Origin of the sequence: Nocardiopsis flavescens, assembly GCF_900141985.1 — a bacterium.
In the GTDB taxonomy this organism is placed as follows: domain Bacteria; phylum Actinomycetota; class Actinomycetes; order Streptosporangiales; family Streptosporangiaceae; genus Nocardiopsis; species Nocardiopsis flavescens.
On sequence record NZ_FQZK01000002.1, the window covers coordinates 58,490 to 75,571 of the forward strand.

General features: G+C 75.3%; 9 protein-coding genes. 6 read left to right on the forward strand and 3 right to left on the reverse strand.

Annotated elements, in window-relative coordinates; all coding sequences use genetic code 11:
- The first annotated feature begins 32 nt into the window (after nt 1-32).
- Nucleotides 33-6,224, forward strand: a complete 6,192-nt coding sequence (locus BUE45_RS04705; protein WP_084736940.1) for a type I polyketide synthase — start codon at nt 33-35, stop codon at nt 6,222-6,224.
- Nucleotides 6,225-6,351: 127 nt separating this feature from the next.
- Here the strand turns inward: BUE45_RS04705 and BUE45_RS04710 are convergent, their stop codons facing one another.
- Nucleotides 6,352-6,915: a TetR/AcrR family transcriptional regulator gene (locus BUE45_RS04710; RefSeq protein ID WP_073375568.1), complete on the reverse strand. Its 564-nt coding sequence runs from the start codon at nt 6,913-6,915 to the stop codon at nt 6,352-6,354.
- Between the two features lie 174 nt (nt 6,916-7,089).
- Between BUE45_RS04710 and hrpA the strand changes: the two genes are divergently transcribed.
- The gene (gene hrpA, locus BUE45_RS04715) at nt 7,090-11,040 is read left to right on the forward strand and encodes an ATP-dependent RNA helicase HrpA (RefSeq protein WP_073375570.1); all 3,951 of its coding nucleotides are present in this window, start codon (nt 7,090-7,092) and stop codon (nt 11,038-11,040) included.
- A 358-nt stretch (nt 11,041-11,398) separates the two neighbouring features.
- Here the strand turns inward: hrpA and BUE45_RS04720 are convergent, their stop codons facing one another.
- On the reverse strand, nt 11,399-12,049 hold the full coding sequence (locus BUE45_RS04720; RefSeq protein WP_073375572.1) for a pyridoxamine 5'-phosphate oxidase family protein: 651 nt from the start codon (nt 12,047-12,049) through the stop codon (nt 11,399-11,401).
- A gap of 58 nt (nt 12,050-12,107) precedes the next feature.
- The gene (locus BUE45_RS33200; protein ID WP_084736941.1) at nt 12,108-12,824 is read right to left on the reverse strand and encodes a globin domain-containing protein; all 717 of its coding nucleotides are present in this window, start codon (nt 12,822-12,824) and stop codon (nt 12,108-12,110) included.
- Between the two features lie 430 nt (nt 12,825-13,254).
- Here BUE45_RS33200 and BUE45_RS04730 point away from each other — a divergent pair, with 430 nt between their 5' ends.
- The 4 genes from BUE45_RS04730 to BUE45_RS04745 all read left to right on the forward strand — a co-directional run bounded on the left by BUE45_RS04730 (nt 13,255) and on the right by BUE45_RS04745 (nt 16,968).
- A complete protein-coding gene (locus BUE45_RS04730) occupies nt 13,255-14,454 on the forward strand; it encodes a lactonase family protein (RefSeq protein ID WP_073375575.1) in 1,200 nt (399 codons plus the stop codon).
- Between the two features lie 587 nt (nt 14,455-15,041).
- Entirely contained in the window at nt 15,042-15,677 is a 636-nt protein-coding gene (locus tag BUE45_RS04735) for a biotin transporter BioY (protein WP_073375577.1), read from the forward strand.
- The gene (locus BUE45_RS04740; RefSeq protein WP_073375579.1) at nt 15,677-16,357 is read left to right on the forward strand and encodes an energy-coupling factor ABC transporter ATP-binding protein; all 681 of its coding nucleotides are present in this window, start codon (nt 15,677-15,679) and stop codon (nt 16,355-16,357) included. Before BUE45_RS04735 ends, BUE45_RS04740 begins: the two co-directional genes overlap by 1 nt.
- The gene (locus tag BUE45_RS04745) at nt 16,354-16,968 is read left to right on the forward strand and encodes an energy-coupling factor transporter transmembrane component T family protein (protein ID WP_073375582.1); all 615 of its coding nucleotides are present in this window, start codon (nt 16,354-16,356) and stop codon (nt 16,966-16,968) included. Before BUE45_RS04740 ends, BUE45_RS04745 begins: the two co-directional genes overlap by 4 nt.
- Nucleotides 16,969-17,082 lie beyond the last annotated feature (114 nt).

Consider the following 17,082-nt stretch of genomic DNA (forward strand, 5'->3'; position numbering starts at 1 on the left):
ACCACGGTTGTGAGAGCGCACCTATGACGCAAATGACGAACGAGGACAAGTTCCGCGAGCTGGTCAAGAAGATGGCCGTCGACCTGCGCCGGTCCAGGGCCCGGGTCGAGGAGCTGGAGGAGCGCGGGCACGAGCCGATCGCCATCGTCGGCATCGGGTGCCGCTTCCCCGGGATCTCCGGCCCCGACGGCCTGTGGGACCTCGTCGCGGAGGGCCGCGAGACCCAGGGCCCCTTCCCCGGGGACCGGGGCTGGGACCTGGACCGGCTGCTGTCCCCGGACCCGGACGCCCCCGGGGCGACCTACGTCCGCTCCGCGTCCTTCCTCGCCGACGCCGGGGACTTCGACCCGGCGTTCTTCGGGATCAACCCCCGCGAGGCGCTGGCCATGGACCCCCAGCACCGGCTGGTCCTGGAGACCGCCTGGGAGGCCCTCGAACACGCCGGGATCGTCCCCGACTCCCTGCGCGCCACCCCCGCCGGGGTGTTCGTGGGAACGGTCGGGCAGACCTACGGGCCGCCCGTGCAGGACTCGCCGCCCGAACTCGTCGGCTACCGGATGCTCGGCGCGATGCCCGCCGTCGCCGCCGGGCGGGTCTCCTACACCCTGGGCCTGGAGGGGCCCGCCGTCACCGTCGACACCGCCTGCTCCTCGTCCCTGACCGCCATCTCCCTGGCCGTGCGCTCCCTGCGCGCCGGGGAGTCGTCCCTGGCCCTGGCCGGGGGCGCGGGCGTCTACACCGACGTGTCCCCCTGGGTCTCCTTCGGCGGGCACGGCGTCCTGTCCCCGGACGGGCGCTGCAAGGCCTTCTCCGCCGACGCCGACGGCACCGGGTGGGGCGAGGCCGCGGGCATGGTCGTCCTCGAACGCCTCTCCGACGCCCGGCGCAACGGCCGACGCGTCCTGGCCCTGCTGCGGGGCGCCGCCCTCAACCAGGACGGCGCCTCCAGCGGGCTCACCGCGCCCAGCGGCCCCGCCCAGGAGCGGGTCATCCGCGCCGCCCTGGCCGACGCCCGCCTCACCCCCGCCGACGTCGACGCCGTCGAGGCGCACGGCACCGGCACCCGCCTGGGCGACCCCATCGAGGCGAACGCGCTCACCGCCGTCTACGGGCGCGACCGCGCCGGCGAGCCCCTGTGGCTGGGCTCGCTCAAGTCCAACGTCGGGCACACCGGCGCGGCGGCCGGGGTCGCGGGCGTCATCAAGACCGTCCAGGCGCTGCGCCACGGGACGCTGCCGCCCACCCTGCACGTGTCCGCGCCCACCCCGCACGTGGACTGGGCGTCGGCGGGTGTCGCACCCCTCACCGAGGCCCGCCCCTGGCCCGCCACCGGGAGGCCGCGCCGCGCCGGCGTCTCCGCGTTCGGCGCCAGCGGCACCAACGTGCACGTCGTCCTCGAACAGGCCCCCGAGCCGGAGCCCGCCCCCGCCCGCGAGCGCGCCGTCCTCACCCCGGGCGGCGCCCCGGCCCCGGTGCCGTGGGTGCTCTCCGGACACACCCCCGAAGCGCTCACCGACCAGGTCCTGCGCCTGCGCGACCGGGTCGCCGCCGACCCCGGCCTCGACCCGGCCGACGTCGGCGCCGCCCTGGCCTCGTCCCGCACCCCGCTCGCCCACCGCGCCGCCGTCGTCGGAGCCGACCGCGCCACCCTCCTGGAGCGCCTGGACGCCCTCGCCGCCGGCGCCGTGCGCGAACCCGGCATCGCCCGGGGCCGCGCCCGCGAGGGCCGGACCGTCTTCGTCTACCCCGGCCAGGGCTCCCAATGGGAGGGCATGGCCCGCGGGCTGCTCGCCGAGTCGCCCGTGTTCGCCGGGACCATCGCCGACTGCGAGCGGGCCCTGGCCCCCCACAACGACTGGCTGCTCACCGACGTCCTCCTGGGCCGCCCCGGCGCCCCCGCCGCCGACCGCGCCGACATCGTCCCCCAGCTGCTGTGGGCGGTCATGATCGGCCTCACCGCCGTGTGGCGCTCCCACGGTGTCCACCCCGACGCGGTCGTGGGCCACTCCCAGGGCGAGGTCGCCGCCGCGCACATCGCCGGCGCCCTCACCCTCGAACAGTCCGCCGAGGTCATCGCCGTGCGCAGCCGCGCGCTGGAGCGGCTCCGCGGGGACGTCGCCATGGCCGTGGTCTCGCAGGGCGCCGCCGCGCTCGCGCCGCGCCTGCCGGAGCTCGGCGACCTGCACGTCGCCGTGGTCAACAGCCCGGGCACCACCGTCGTCGGCGGCGACCGCGCCGCGATCGGCCGGCTCCTGGAGGACTGCGCCGCCCGGGGCGTCCAGGCGCGGCTGTTCGCCGACTCCCTCATCTCCCACACGCCCCACGCCGAGGCGGTCCGCGACGGACTCCTCGCGGACCTGGCGCACCTGGCCCCCGCCGCCCCGCGCATCCCGCTGTACACCCCGGTCACCGGCGGCCCGCTGGACCGGCCCGCCGACGCCGGACACTGGTACGCGGGGCTCAGCGGCCCGGTGCTCTTCCAGCGCGCCACCGAGAACCTCCTCGCCGCGGGCCACACCCGGTTCATCGAGGTCAGCGCCCACCCCGTGCTCACCGTCCCCGTCACCGAGACGATCGCCGAGGCGGGTACGGGCGCCGCCGCCGTCGCCACCCTGCGCCGCGGCGAGGGCGGCACCGAGCGCCTGCGCACCGCACTGGCCGAGGCCTTCGCGCACGGCGCCGCACCCGACTGGTCCACGGTGTTCGGCGGGGACACCCGGTTCGTCGACCTGCCCACCTACGCCTTCCAGCGGCGGCGCCTGTGGCTCGCCGCCGACGCGGCCCGGGGCGACGTCGCCTCAGCCGGGCTGGAGACCGAGGAGCACCCGCTGCTGGGCGCCGCCCTGCCGCTGGCCGGCACCGGCGCGGTCGTGTTCACCGGGCGCCTCTCCCGCGGCTCCCACCCCTGGCTGGCGGACCACGCCGCCGGCGACACCGCGCTGCTGCCCGGCACCGCCTTCCTCGAACTGGCCCTCGCCGCCGGCGAGCGCCTCGGGACGCCCCACGCCGCCGAGCTGATCGTGCAGGCCCCCCTGGTGCTGCCCGAGCGGGGCGCCGTCCAGCTCCAGGTCGTCGTCGAGGCCGCCGACCGGGACGGGCGCCGCGCCCTCACCGTGCACGCCCGCCCCGCGGGCGGGGCCGGGGCCCCCGACCTCGGCGGGCGCCCCTGGACCCGGCACGCCGCCGGCGTCCTGGCCCCCGACCCCGCCGCCCCGCCGCGCGACCTCGCCGCCTGGCCGCCGGACGGCGCCTCCCCGGTCGACACCGGAGGCCTCTACTCCGGCCTGGAGGAGATCGGGTACTCCTACGGGCCCGCCTTCCGCGGGCTCACCGCCGCCTGGACCCGCGGCGACGAGGTGTGGGCCGAGGTCGAGCTGCCCGCCGACCGGCACGCCGAGGCCTCCCGGTTCGGCCTGCACCCCGCCCTCGCCGACGCCGCCCAGCACGCCGTCGGCTGCGCCCCCTGGATGCCCCGCGACGGGGTCCGGCTGCCCTTCGCCTGGAGCGGCGTCACCCTGCACGCCGCGGGCGCCACCCGGCTGCGCGTCCACGTGCGGCCCACCGGCGCCGACGAGGTGTCGATGCTGCTGGCCGACGCAGACGGAGCCCCCGTCGCCACCGTCGAATCCCTCACCCTGCGCGCCGCGGCGGCAGCCCCGGCCCCGCGGCCCCCCTCCGACGACCTCTTCCACATCGCGTGGGAGCCGGCCGCCGACCCGGCCGCGCCGGGGCACCAGCACTGGGCCGTGGTCGGCGAGGACCTCCTCGACGCGGCCTCGGCGCTCACCGCGGCCGGGCACACCGTCCGCGCCCACCCCCACGCCGACGCCCTGCTGGCCGCCCTCGACGAGGGCGCGCCCGTCCCCGGCCACGTCCTGCTGCCCCGGCTGATCGCCCCGGTCGCCCCCGGTCCGGCCGACGTGCGCGCCGCCGTGAAGGACACCCTGGCCGCCATGCAGCGCCTGCTCGCCGACGCCCGCACCGGGGACGCCCGCCAGGTCGTCCTCACCCGGGGCGCGGTCGCCGCCGCAGAGGGCGAGGACGTCCCCGACCTCGTCCACGCCCCGCTGTGGGGGCTGGTGCGCGCCGCCGTCCAGGAGCACCCCGGCCGCTTCGCCGCGGTCGACACCGACGACCCCGGGCGCTGCGCCCCCGTCCTGGTCGCCGCCCTGACCGGCGGTGCCGAACAGACCGCGATCCGCTCCGGCGCCGCGCTCTCGCCCCGCCTGGTCCGCACCGAGCGCACCGGCGGCCCCCTCTCCTTCGGGGACGGCACCGTCCTGGTCACCGGCGCCACCGGCACCCTGGGCGGAGAGGTCGCCCGCCACCTGGTGGACCGCCACGGCGTGCGCGACCTGCTCCTGGTCAGCCGCAGCGGCCCCGACGCCAAGGGCGCCGCCGAGCTGGAGGCCGACCTGTCCGGACGCGGCGCCCGCACCTCCCTGGCCGCCTGCGACACGGCCGACCGCGACGCCCTGGCCGCGCTGCTGGCCGGGTACCGGGTGACCGGGGTCGTGCACGTCGCCGCCGACCTGGACGACGCCCTGTTCTCCTCCATCACCCCCGAGGCCGTCGACCGGGTGCTGCGGCCCAAGGTCGACGCCGTGCGCCACCTGGACGACCTGGTCCCCGACGCCGCGGCGTTCGTGCTGTTCTCCTCCGCGGCCGGAACCCTGGGCAGCCCCGGACAGGCCCACTACAGCGCCGCCAACGCCTACACCGACATGCTCGCCCACCACCGGCGGGCCCGCGGCCTGCACGCGGTCTCCCTGTCCTGGGGCATGTGGGCCCGCCGCGGCTCCGGCACCGCGCGCCTGGACGACAGCGACATCGGCCGCTACGCCCGGCTCGGCCTGGCCGGGCCGATGGACACCCGGCACGGGCTGGCCCTGTTCGACGACGCCCTGGCCGCCGGCCGCCCGCACCTGCTGCCCGTCCCGATGGACCTGGCCGGCGCCCGCGCCCGGGCCGCCCGCACCGGGACGGTCTCCGCCATGCTCTCCGGCCTGGTGCGCCCGCCCCGCCGCCGTGCGGGGACCTCCGGGCCCGCCGCCGACGACCTGCGCGCCACCCTGGCCCGCACCCCCGCCGACCGGCGCCCCGGGGCCGCGCTGGCCCACGTGCTGTCCGCCACCGCGGAGGTGCTCGGCCACGGCGGCGCCGCGGAGATCGGGGCCGACGACCCCTTCCTGGAGATGGGCTTCGACTCGCTCACCGCCGTGGAACTGCGCAACCGGCTCGCCGCGGCCACCGGGCTGCGGCTGCCCGCCGGACTGGCCTTCGCCCATCCGACACCGCGCGCGCTCGCCGCCCACCTGGCGGCCCGGACCGCCGTGGACGAGCGTCCCGGGGGAGCCGAGGGGCCCGGGCCGGTCCGGACGCCGTCGCCCTCCGACGGCCTGGTCGAGCTGTTCGTGGACGCCTGCCGCCGCCGGCGCATCGCGGACGGGCTCGACCTGCTGTGGTCGGCCTCCCGGATGCGCCCCACCTTCACCGGGTCCGCCGACGCCGGCCCGCCCCGCGTCCCGGTCCGGCTGTCCCGGGAGGGCGAGGCGACCCGCCTCATCTGCCTGCCGTCCATCCTCATGGTCTCCGGGGTCCAGGAGTTCGCCAGGTTCGCGGGGCGCATCCGCGGCCACCGCAAGGTGGACGTCATCGCCCAGCCCGGGTTCGGCGACGGCGAACCCCTGCCGGCCGACATCGGCGCCGTCGCCGAGGTCCTGGCCGAGGCGGTCGCCGCCTGCGCCGGGGACGACCCCTACGTCCTGGTCAGCCGGTCCTCCGGCGGCTGGGTCGCGCACGAGGTCCTGCGCCGGCTGGAGGACCTCCAGCGGCGGGGGAGCGGCCGGGCCCCGGTCCTCACCGCGCTGATGGACACCCCCGACCCCGCCGACCTGGACGTGTCGGGCCTGCCCACCATCGAGACCGGGGTGGTCGAACGCGCCGAGATGATCGGCATCATGGACGGCGTCCGCCTCACCGCGATGGGCGCCTACCTGGGGCTGTTCCGCGACTGGCGGCCCGCGCCGGTGTCCACCCCGGTGCTCCAGGTCCGCCCCGAGCAGCCCACCGTCGACCGCGACGGCCGGGAGCTCGCACCGTTCACCTGGACGGTCGGGCACGAGGTGCTGCGGGTCCCCGGCGACCACTTCACCATGCTGGAGGGCCACGTCGACGTGGTCGGCGCGCTCTTCCACGCGTGGCTCGCCGACCGCGGCCTGTGAGCGCGCGGGTCCGCCGGCGCCGGGCCCCGGGGCGGCCGGGCACCGCGCACGCGAAGGCCCCCGCCGGGAACGCCGCGGCGTTCCCGGCGGGGGCCTGCTTCCGGAGGGGGCCGGTCCGCTGCGCTCCCTAGCGGGTGGAGCGCAGCAGGTCCAGCAGGTCGTCGACGACGGCGTCCGGGTCGGTCCCGGAGGTGAGGTGCCCGGCCAGCTCCAGCTGGACGGCGCCGTGCACCGCCGCCAGCAGCAGGCAGGTGCACCGCTCCGGGTCGCGGTCGGGCATCTCCCCGCTGCTCTGGCACAGGCGCACCACGTCCGCCATCACCCCGGCCGTGCGCTCGGCCGCCCGCTCCAGCTCGGGCCGCGGACAGGTCCAGGGGCCGCCGTAGATCAGCCGGAACCGCACCGGGTGCTCCAGCGCCCACGAGACGTAGGCGTGCAGGACGGACCGGAGCGTTCCGCCGGGGTCGTGGGGGGTCCCCGCGGCGTGGCCGACCATGTCGGCCAGGCGCTCCATCTCCCGGGTGGCGATCACCGCCAGCAGGGATTCCTTGTCCTGGAAGTGCTTGTAGGGGGCCATGTGGGACACCCCGCTCAGACGGCCGACCTCCCGGAGTGTCACCGCCTCGACTCCGCCGCCGTCCAGCAGGGCGGTGGCCGAGGCCAACAGCACGGTACGTGTGTCGTGGGGCATTCCCCCATGCTAGGGCCAGAGCCGGTACGGTCCGGGACCGTCGGCCGACGCGGACCGGAACAAAGGAGGCCGCCCCGGCGTTGAGCCGGTGGGTCGCCGAGGACCTTCGTGCGCACCCGTTCCCGCGCGGCCGCCGCGAAAACCGGTTGCCGCTCCTCCTACCCTTGACTATTGATGAGCACCACCACGCCCGCACCCACCGCGGACCACCTCCGCGCCCGGCTCCGCGACCTCATGCCCGTGGACCGGCACCGGCTGCGCCGCCGCATCGACGGCCTCGCCAAGATGCGCGACGAGCGCCGCCGCGCCTCCGTCCTCGCGCAGCTCGCCAAGGACGTCGACGAGGCCCGCCTGCGCGTCGACCTGCGCCGCGAGTCCGTCCCCGAGCTGACCTACCCCGAGGTGCTGCCGGTCAGCGCGCGCCGGGACGACATCGCCGAGGCCATCCGCGACAACCAGGTCGTCATCGTCGCCGGCGAGACCGGCTCGGGCAAGACCACCCAGCTGCCCAAGATCTGCCTGGAGCTGGGCCGCGGCGTCATGGGCACCATCGGCCACACCCAGCCCCGCAGGCTGGCCGCGCGCACCGTCGCCGAGCGCATCGCCGAGGAGGTGGGCACGCCCCTGGGCGCCACCGTCGGCTACAAGGTGCGCTTCACCGACACCTCCGGCGACGACACCCTCGTCAAGCTGATGACCGACGGCATCCTGCTGGCCGAGATCCAGCACGACCGGATGCTGCGGGCCTACGACACGCTCATCATCGACGAGGCGCACGAGCGCAGCCTCAACGTCGACTTCCTGCTGGGCTACCTCAAACAGCTGCTGCCCAAGCGCCCCGACCTGAAGGTCGTCATCACCTCGGCGACCATCGACCCCGAGCGGTTCTCCCGCCACTTCGACGACGCCCCCATCGTCGAGGTGTCCGGCCGCACGTACCCGGTCGAGGTCCGCTACCGGCCGATCTCGGAGGAGATCCTCGACCCCGAGGAGAAGAACCCGGACGGAAGGACGGACCGCGACCAGACGCAGGCCATCCTCGACGCCGTCGACGAGCTCTCGCACGAGGAGCCCGGCGACGTCCTGGTCTTCCTCAGCGGCGAGCGCGAGATCCGCGACACCGCCGAGGCCCTGGAGAAGCGCAGGCTCCGCGGCACCGAGATCCTGCCGCTGTACGCCCGGCTCTCGGTCGCGGAGCAGAGACGCGTGTGGACCTCCCATTCGGGCCGCCGCGTCGTCCTGGCCACCAACGTCGCCGAGACCTCCCTGACGGTCCCCGGCATCAAGTACGTCATCGACCCGGGCACCGCGCGCATCTCGCGCTACTCCCACCGCACCAAGGTCCAGCGCCTGCCCATCGAGGCGGTCTCCCAGGCCTCCGCCAACCAGCGCAAGGGCCGCTCCGGCCGCGTCTCCGAGGGCATCTGCATCCGGCTGTACTCCGAAGAGGACTTCCTGTCCCGCCCCGAGTACACCGACCCCGAGATCCTGCGCACCAACCTCGCCTCGGTCATCCTCCAGATGGCCGCGCTGGGGCTGGGCGACGTCGCCGCCTTCCCGTTCGTGGACGGCCCCGACCACCGCCAGATCAAGGACGGCGTCAACCTCCTCACCGAGCTGGGAGCCCTGCACCCGGACCCCTCCGGGGCCAAGCGCCGCCTCACCCCGCTGGGCCGGCGCCTGGCGCAGCTGCCCGTCGACCCGCGCCTGGGCCGCATGGTCCTGGAGGCCGAGAAGCGCGACTGCCTGGCCGAGGTCCTGGTCATCACCTCTGCGCTGTCCATCCAGGACCCGCGCGAGCGGCCCCAGGACAAGCAGCAGCAGGCCCAGCAGGCGCACGCCCGGTTCACCGACAAGGAATCGGACTTCCTCGCTTACCTGAACCTGTGGAACCACCTGCGCGACAAGCAGAAGGAGCTGTCGGGCAACCAGTTCCGCCGCATGTGCCGCGACGAGTTCCTCAACTACCTGCGCGTGCGCGAGTGGCAGGACATCCACGGCCAGCTCAAGCAGGTGCTGCGGCAGATGGACGTCGAGGTGCCGCCGCTGCGCCCCGAGGCCGCCGACCCGCGCTCCGTCCACATGTCGCTGCTGTCCGGGCTGCTGTCCCACGTGGGGCTCAAGGACCCCGAGAAGCACGAGTACCTGGGCGGCCGCGGCGCCCGGTTCGCGATCTTCCCGGGCTCGGCGCTGTTCAAGAAGCAGCCCCGCTTCGTCATGGCCGGCGAACTCGTGGAGACCTCCAAGCTGTGGGGGCGCATGGTCGCCCGCATCGAGCCGGAGTGGGCCGAGGAGCTGGCCGGGGACATCGTCAAGCGCAGCTACAGCGAACCGCACTGGGAGCGCAAGCGCGGCGCCGTCACCGCCTACGAGCGGGTCACCCTCTACGGGGTGCCCATCGTCGTCCAGCGCAAGGTGTCCTACGGGTCGATCGACCCGGAGATGTCCCGGGACCTGTTCATCCGCCGCGCCCTGGTCGAGGGCGACTGGGAGACCCGGCACCACTTCTTCCGCGACAACCGCGCCCTGCTGGACGAGGTGGAGGACCTGGAGAACCGGGCCCGGCGCCGCGACATCGTCGTGGACGACGAGACCCTGTTCCGGTTCTACGACGCGCGCGTCCCCGAGGACGTCGTCTCGGCCGCCCACTTCGACGCCTGGTGGAAGAAGGCCCGGCAGGAGCGGCCCGAGCTCCTGGACTTCACCCGCGAGGACCTCATCAACGACGGCGTCGAGACCGTCAGCGAGGACGACTACCCCGACACCTGGCGGCAGGGGGCCCTGGTCTTCCCGCTCACCTACCAGTTCGAGCCGGGCAGCGACTCCGACGGGGTCACCGCGCACATCCCGCTCAAGGTCCTCAACCAGGTGGAGGCCGACGGCTTCGACTGGCAGATCCCGGGCCTGCGGGCCGAGCTGGTCACCGCCCTCATCCGCTCGCTGCCCAAGCCGCTGCGCCGCAACTTCGTCCCCGTCCCCGACAACGCCGACCGCGCGCTGGGCGGGCTCACCCCCTACGGCGGGCCGCTCACCGCGGCGCTGGCCGCCGAGCTGACCGCCATGGCGGGGGACCGCGTCCCGGCCGACGCCTTCGACCTGTCCCGGGTGCCCGACCACCTGCGCATCACGTTCCGCGCGGTGGACGACCGTGGGCGCACGCTGGCCGAGGACAAGGACCTGGAGCGGCTCCGCGCCAAGCTCAAGCCCCGCCTGCGCGAGGCCATCTCCGCCGAGGCCAAGGGGGTGGAGAAGAAGGGGATCACCGCCTGGGACTTCGGGCCCCTGGAGCGCACCCTGGAGCGCAAGGCGCTGGGTCCGCGGGTCAAGGGGTACCCGGCCCTGGTCGACGAGGGCGACAGCGTCGCCGTGCGCATCTTCGACACCGAGGCCGAGCAGCGCGCCGCCATGCGGCTGGGCACCCGCCGGCTCCTGCTGCTCAACCTGCCCTCGCCGGCGGCCGTCGTCAGCAAGGGCCTCAACAACCCGGACAAGCTGGCCCTGGCCGACAGCCCCTACGGGTCGGTCAAGAAGCTCCTGGCCGATGCCGAGGCCGCCGCCGTCGACCACCTGCTCGACCGCGCGGGCGGGCCGGTGTGGAACCCCGCGGACTTCGCGGCCCTGACCGAGCGCGTGCGCACCGACCTGGGCGACACGGTCGCCGCGGTCCTGCCCGCCGCCGCGCGGGTGCTGGCGCTGTGGCGCAAGGTGACCAAGAAGGTGAAGGGCACCACGTCCCTGGCGGTGCTGCCCTCGCTCAACGACGTCCAGGGCCAGCTGGCCTCGCTCGTCGGGGATGGGTTCGTCTCCGCGGCCGGTGTGGGCCGCCTCGACGACCTGCACCGCTACCTGCGCGGTATCGAGTACCGGTTGCAGAAGCTGCCGGAGAACCCGCGCCGGGACCAGGTGGACATGTCCAGGGTGGAGCAGATGCGCCAGGTCGTGGCCAAGGCCGTCGGCGGCCTCAAGCCGGGCAGGTCCGCCGACCCCGACGCCGTCGAGCTGCGCTGGATGCTGGAGGAGTACCGGGTCAGCCTGTTCGCCCAGGGGGCGATCCGCACGGCCTACCCGGTGTCCGACAAGCGGATCGCCAAGGCCGTCGAGGCGCTGCGCGCCGCGGGCCGCTAGGTCCGCCGGCCCCGGGGCGGCCCGAGGGCACGGGCGCGGACCGCCGGGACCGGTGTCCGGGGAGGGCCGGGAGGGGTTCTAGCGCGGGTCCCCGCCGCTTCGGCTTCCGTGCGGTACGCGAGGGCCCGCGCCCGCGTGCCCGCCCGTCGCCGGGATCGGTGTCCGGGAGGGCCGGGAGGGGCTCTTGCGCGGGTCTCCGCCGCTTCGGCCGCCGTGCGGTATGGCGAAGGCCCGCGCCCGTGTGCCCGCCCGTCACGGGCGGGCACACGAACGCGGGCCGGAGGTCGTGCACGGGGGCCGCGGAGCCGCGGGGCGAGAGGGTCCCCGGGGAGGGTGCGGCGGGCGCCGTGCGGCGGTCTCAGTACCCGTGTGCGCCCGCACCGCCGTGCCGCCGGGCCTCGCCGCGCTGCTTGGCGCCGAAGAAGTCTCCGCCCTTGCGCCGCGCGTCGTCGGTGCCCCAGTCCTCCTCGGGCCCGACCTTGCGCAGGTGGGGGATGTGCTTGCGGCAGTGGATGTAGGCCTCCTCGACGTGCACCAGCATCCACATCTGCGCCCGCTGCCCGGGGACCTCCGGAAACGGCAGGTCCCGCACGTACGACCGCAGCCGGTCGTCCTCCATGATCTTCACCCGGCCGTTCACGTGCAGGCCGATGCGGTCGCGCTGGAAGTCGAGGAACATCAGCCCGATGTGCGGGTTCTGGGTGACGTTGCCCGCGCTGGCGAAGACGCCGTTGCCGCGGTACTCGGGAAAGGCCAGGGTCCGCTCGTCGATGACGTGGACGAACCCGGGGGGTCCGGCGCGGAAGCTGGAGTCGCACTCGCCCCGGTCGTCGGCCGTGGCGATGAAGAGCATCTCCTGGCGGGCGATGAACGCCCGCATGTCGATGTTGAGGTGGTCCAGCATCTGGTCGTTGTAGAAGCGCGCAGCGCGGTCGGACGTCCCCATGACCTGCTGGACGTACCGTTCGCCCTCGGTACCGGTCGCGGGGGTGTGGCTGGTCTGTGTCATGAGTCGGGTCTTTCGACGGTGTGCGTGCGTGAGGGCAGGGGCCGCGGGGGAGTACCCCTCAGCGCGGACCCCGGCCCGCCGGCCGGGCCTGCGCGAAGTCCGGGTCCTGGTACCGGGCCCGCTCCTGCGGGCGCTCCGGCCCCCGGCCCGGGTCCTGGTACCTGGAGGGGCCGCGGTCCCGGTAGGGGTCCTGGTAGTGGCCCTGCTCCGGGCCGGGCTCCCGGTACGGGTCCCGCTCCCCGGACCGGCCCGGGGAGCGGTGGCGGGCGGGTGCCGGGTCCTGCGCCGCGACCGGGTCCTGCGACCGGCTCCGCGCGGGCGGGGGCGGCGCGGCGGCCTCCTCGGCGCCGGCGAGCATGTGGGCGGTCACCCACTGGTAGACCAGCACCCAGGCCGAGCTCATGGAGGAGGACCACGTGGGCGAGACCTCGCTGACGGCGCGGACCAGCGCACGCCCCACGTAGGGGTAGTGCTCGGGTTTGACCCCCAGGTCGCGCTGGTGCTGGCGGCCCAGCCGGCGGAGCTGGAGGGCGACCTCGTCGGGGTCGTCGAGGTGGCGGACCACCGACAGCAGGGCGTCGGCCATGCGCTGCTGCTGGGGCCTGATGTCGGCGGAGAACATGTCCCGCACGGAGGGGACCATCTCGAAGAGGTTGTCGTAGAAGGACCTGGCCAGGCGTACCGAGCCCTCGGGGACGTCGACGCAGGAGTGGCGCACCAGTTCGATGATCTCCCGGTCGGGGAGCGGAACTTCGGATATACGGCGGATGGTCAAGGACGGTCCAAGGGTCGGGTGAGCGGGGAACCACGATGGGTGAGTGCGCGAGGCGGGGCGCGCCCACTGCCACCGGGCCGGAGGGGCCCGCACCGCGGAGCCCCCCGCCGGGTCCGGCGCGGGTCGCGCGCGCGGGAGCCCTAGGCCTCACGTGCGTTCGCGCGCCCGCCGGTATTCGGTCCGGGACGCGGGGGAGACGAACGTACGCGTGGTGTGTCGGTTGTTCTTTGTTGCTTTTGTGGCCTTTTCGGGAGGACTGTAACAGATCTGCTACGGGCAGGAGCGTGTTCGCGCCGTCGCTGTCCGCGGCCCGGCCGCCCCGCGGCACGGTGCCCCGCACCGATTCCCCCGCTCCGGCCGCTGAGCGGTAGCATGCGGCGGTGGCGCAGACCACAGCCGGGCGCAGGCACGTGAGGAAACGAGGTCCCCGTTGGGCGACTGGGCAAGCGGACGACGACTCCTGCTCGTGGGCACCTACACCCCGGACTCCGATCCGCCGGGCGGGGGCCGGGGCATCCACCGGGTCGGCTTCGACCCGGTGACGGGGGAGCTCTTCGACCAGGGCGTCGCGGCGGACACCACCGGTCCCTCGTTCCTGGCCTACCGCCCCGAACCGCCGACGGTCTACGCGGTCAACGAGCGGGCCGAGGGCACCCTGACGGCCTTCCGCGTCGACGGGAACGCCGACCTCGCCGAACTCGGCGGGGTCCCCACCGGGGGCGGCTCGCCCTGCCACGTCCGCTACCTGGGCCCCGAGCAGGTGGCCGTGGCCAACTACGCCGACGGCGTGGTGGCCTTCGTGCCCACCGGCCCCGACGGGGCTCCGTCCCCGGCCGGCCGCGAGCTCTCCCACCGCGGCGGCGGACCGGTCTCCGACCGCCAGGAGGGCCCGCACGCGCACAGCACCGCCGTGGCCATGAACTCCCACGAGCGCCGCCTGCGCTACCTGCTCACCGCCGACCTGGGCACCGACGAGCTGCGCGTCTACCAGTACGCGGTGCCGGTCCAGGACGAGGAGCCGGCCCACCCGCAGGAGGGCCTGTTCGGCACGGTGGCGCTGCCCGCCGGGACCGGTCCCCGCCACATGGCCGTCAACGGCGACCACGTCTACGTCGCCGGAGAGCTCGACTCCCGCGTCCACGTGGTCCGCTGGAACCCGCGCCGCGGCAGCGGCGAGCACCTGGGCTCGGTCCCCTCCCTCGGCGGCCTGCACGACGCCAACTTCCCCGCGGAGATCGCCCTGCACCGCCTCAAGGTCGAGGGCCGCGACATCGCCGAGGGCGACGCCCTGCCGATCACCACCACCTACGAGGGGCGGGTGTACGTGTCCAACCGGGGCGCGAACGTCGTCTCGACCTTCGCGGTCCGCGACGAGGGCGCCCGCCTGGAGCACCTGGCCGACACCCCCGTCGGGGACTGGCCCCGCCACTTCGCCGTCATCCGCGGCCACCGCGAGGAGCCCGACCACCTCGTCGTGGCCGCCCAGAACGGCGACGAGCTGCGCTCGTTGCGCATCGACCCCGACACCGGGATCCCCGCGGACACCGGCCACCGCCTCCAGATCCCCGTCCCGGTCTGCGTCCTTCCGGTCCCCATCAACCGCATCCGCCGCACCTGCGACCGCCCCTGAGGGGCCGGTGTCGGCCGTCGTCCCCGACCCGGGAAGGCACCGTCTCCGGGTCCGTGCGGGTGTCGGTCGCCGCACGGCCGACCGGCGCCCGCCGGCCCTTTCGGGAGAGCCGCAGGCCCCTCGCCGGCCGCGGTGCCCCGCACGTCCACCGGCTCCTCGCCGGGGCGCCGGCCGTGGCCGGGGGACCCGGCGGCCTCCTCCGCCAACGAGACGGAACCCGGGTCCTCCCGCCGGCCGCACCGGGCCGCCCGGCGCGCAGGGACGCGGCCGTCGTCCACGAGCAGCCGCAGCCCGCCGGAGCCGTGGCGGGCACCGTCCCGGCCGTCCCCGGCCCGGAACCGGTGTACGGCGGCCTCCCCGGCGCCCTCCGGACAGGCCCCGCGGGCGTCCCCGGTACCCGGGTACGGCCGACCGGTGCGGGTACGGCCGGGGCCGCCCGGCGCGGACACCGTCGTGACGCGTGACACAGGCGAAGGTCGACAAGGCCCGGCGGGCGGGTTCTGTACAACCCCGCCCTCCCGCCGACGGGCCGCCGTAACGGACAATGGGTGCTGTTCCACTCCCGTTCGCCTCCCGAGGGGAAACGCATGCCCACGACCCGGATGCCCGGAGTCCGCTACCGCGGCCTCACCGCGCGCGACCTGGCGCTCATCGCCGTGTTCGCCGCGCTCATCGCCGTGCTCAGCGTCTCCGGCCAGATCGCCGTGCCGCTGTCCCCGGTGCCGATCACCCTCCAGACGCTGGGCATCATGCTCGCCCCCGCCCTGCTGGGGTGGAAGCGCGGGGCCCTCGCCGTCGCCGTCTTCCTCGCCCTGGGCCTGGCGGGGCTGCCGCTCTTCGCGGGCGGGGTGGGCGGGCTGGCCGTCCTGGCCGGGCCCTCGGCCGGGTTCATCGTCAGCTGGATCCCCGCGGCCCTGGTCATCGGCCTGCTCACCGACCTGCTGACCCGCGGCGGGCGCTACCGCTTCTGGGCGGGGCTGGGGGTCAACATCGTCGGCGGCATCCTCGTCGTCTACGCCGTCGGCGTCCCCTGGATGGGCGTCGCCATGGGCGACGGCCTCCTCGGCCTGTTCACCGCCATGGCCGTCTACCTGCCGGGCGACCTGGCCAAGGCCGTGGCCGCCGCGCTGATCGCCGCCGCCGTGTACCGCGCCTACCCGGTCCCGCCCGCCGGCCGACCGGTGATCGAGGAGGACGCCGCGGCCACGGGCGAGGACGCCTGATGCTCCGACTGGAGGGTGTCTCCCACTCCTACGAGGCGCGGCCGGTGCTGCGCGACATCACCCTGGACCTCGCCGAGCACCGCATCGGCGTGATCGGGGCGAACGGATCGGGCAAGTCCACGCTCGCCCGCACCCTCAACGGCCTCGTCGTCCCCGACGCCGGCCGGGTGACGCTGGGGGAGTGGGACACCCGGCGCCACGCCAGGCACATCCGCCGCCGGGTCGGGTTCGTCTTCTCCGACGCCGCCAACCAGATCATCATGCCCACGGTCGCCGAGGACGTGGAGATCGGCCTGCGCTCCCGCAAACTGGGTCGGCAGGAGACGGCCCGGCGGGTCGACGCCCTGCTGGAGCGCTACGGCCTGGCCGACCACCGCGACCACCCCGGACACCTGCTCTCCGGCGGGCAGAAGCAGCTGCTGGCCCTGGCCTCGGTGCTGGCCACCGAGCCGGAGGTCCTCGTCTGCGACGAGCCCACCACCCTGCTCGACCTGGCCAACACCCGCATGGTCCACCGGGTGGTCGACTCCCTGGAGCAGCAGGTCGTCCTGTTCACCCACGACCTCGACCTGCTCTCCTCCTTCGACCGGGTGCTGGTGGTCGACGACGGCCGGATCGCCTACGACGGCCGTCCCGCCGACGCCGTCGACCACTACGTGAAGCTCATGGACGGCCGGTGAACACCCTCGGCCTCTACGTCCCCGGCGAGGGGGTGCTGTACCGGCTGACCGCGGGCGCCAAGCTCGCGGGCCTGCTCCTCCTCTGCGTCGCGGTCATCGCCCTGGGGAGCCCGTGGGTGTCGGCGGGGCTGCTGGCCGCGGCCGTCCTGCTGTACCCCGCGGCGGGGCTGCCGCTCAGGCGCGTCCTGGCGATCCTGCGGGGGCTGTGGCCCTTCCTGCTGGCCATCGGGTTCTTCCAGGCGGTCTTCGGCGATCCCTCGGCCGCGGTGCGGCTGTGCTCCCAGCTGCTGGCACTGGTGCTGCTGGCCAACGCGGTCACCCTCACCACCCGGGTCGGCGAGATGCTGGACCTGTTCGAGCACCTGGCCCGGCCGCTGGCCCGGTTCGGGGTCTCGCCGGACCGGGTCGCGCTCGTCCTGGCGCTGACGGTCCGCTCCATCCCCATGGTCGCCGCCGCCTGGCGCTCCGCCGTCGAGGGCTACCGCGCCCGGGGCCTGTCGGGGCGCCCGTACCTGCTGGTGACCCCGCTGATCGTCCAGTTGTTCCGGATGGCCGAGGCGACGGGGGAGGCCCTGGTGGCCCGCGGGATCGACGAGGACGGCCACGTCTGAAACGGGCGCCGCACCCACGAAACGCCGTCCCGCCTTCGTGCCGCCTCCGTACCGATTCCGTATCGACCCCTGAAAGTGCGGGATTCGGGCGGGATAATGGACAAGCCAAGCCAC

Bases quoted from the DNA above. Each gene is read 5' to 3' on its own strand.
- hrpA (WP_073375570.1), top strand. From the start codon at position 7,090: ATGAGCACCACCACGCCCGCACCCACCGCGGACCACCTCCGCGCCCGG.
- BUE45_RS04735 (WP_073375577.1), top strand. From the start codon at position 15,042: ATGCCCACGACCCGGATGCCCGGAGTCCGCTACCGCGGCCTCACCGCG.
- BUE45_RS04740 (WP_073375579.1), top strand. From the start codon at position 15,677: ATGCTCCGACTGGAGGGTGTCTCCCACTCCTACGAGGCGCGGCCGGTG.
- BUE45_RS04710 (WP_073375568.1), bottom strand. From the start codon at position 6,915: ATGCCCCACGACACACGTACCGTGCTGTTGGCCTCGGCCACCGCCCTG.
- BUE45_RS04705 (WP_084736940.1), top strand. From the start codon at position 33: ATGACGAACGAGGACAAGTTCCGCGAGCTGGTCAAGAAGATGGCCGTC.
- BUE45_RS04720 (WP_073375572.1), bottom strand. From the start codon at position 12,049: ATGACACAGACCAGCCACACCCCCGCGACCGGTACCGAGGGCGAACGG.